This is a genomic window from Gracilimonas mengyeensis (assembly GCF_900182705.1).
Classification (GTDB): Bacteria; Bacteroidota; Rhodothermia; order Balneolales; family Balneolaceae; genus Gracilimonas; species Gracilimonas mengyeensis.
The window spans coordinates 1-1084 of the sequence record NZ_FXTP01000033.1 but is presented as its reverse complement, the minus strand read 5'-3'; the positions used below and the strand labels follow the sequence as shown (position 1 = coordinate 1084).

Below are 1084 nucleotides of genomic sequence, written 5' to 3'. Positions count from 1 at the left end.
AGTCTAAGATTTTACTTACAACTCCGGCACCAACAGTACGTCCGCCTTCGCGAATCGCAAACCGCAGGCCTTCTTCCATGGCTACCGGCTGAATCAACTCTACATTCAACGATACGTTGTCACCAGGCATTACCATCTCTACCCCGTCAGGCAGCTGGCATGCACCCGTCACATCCGTCGTACGGAAGTAGAACTGTGGGCGGTATCCCTTGAAGAACGGCGTGTGTCGCCCGCCTTCGTCTTTACTTAATACATATACCTCGCACTCAAACTTCTTATGCGGGGTAATTGAGCCCGGCTTACACAGCACCATTCCGCGCTGCAGCTGCTCTTTGTTGATCCCGCGAAGCAGAATACCGGCGTTGTCGCCAGCCTGCCCTTCGTCAAGCATCCGGCGGAACATCTCAATGCCGGTTACTACAGACTTCATCGGGTCTTCAATAATTCCTACAATCTCAATCTCGTCGTTCAGCTTGATCACACCACGCTCGATACGACCGGTAGCTACAGTTCCGCGACCAGTAATAGAGAATACATCCTCTACCGGCATCAGGAACGGCTTGTCTACGTCACGCTCTGGCGTTGGAATGGTGTCATCCACGGCTTTCATCAGCTCTACAATGGCTTCTTCGTGCTCAGCTTCGCCATTCAGCGCGCCCAGAGCAGAACCCTGAATTACAGGGATGTCATCGCCGTCAAAGTCGTAAGAGCTCAACAGCTCACGCACTTCCAGCTCAACCAGCTCAATCAGCTCTTCGTCGTCAACCAGGTCGGTCTTGTTCATGAATACCACAATCTGAGGTACACCCACCTGACGGGCAAGCAGGATGTGCTCACGCGTTTGTGGCATCGGGCCGTCGGTGGCCGCTACTACCAAAATAGCACCGTCCATCTGGGCAGCACCCGTTACCATGTTCTTCACATAGTCGGCGTGACCCGGGCAATCCACGTGTGCATAGTGGCGGTCTTCAGTTTCGTACTCCACGTGCGCCGTGGCAATGGTGATACCGCGCTCACGCTCTTCAGGAGCGTTATCGATATCTGCAAATTGCTTGGCCACTCCACCATAGGTCTTAGCCATTAC

1 protein-coding gene is annotated in these 1084 nt (G+C 53.7%); it reads right to left on the bottom strand.

Annotated elements, in window-relative coordinates:
* Positions 1 to 1084, bottom strand: a 1084-nt coding sequence (gene tuf, locus FN815_RS18785; RefSeq protein WP_142456376.1) for an elongation factor Tu, incomplete at both ends; no start/stop codon positions are given.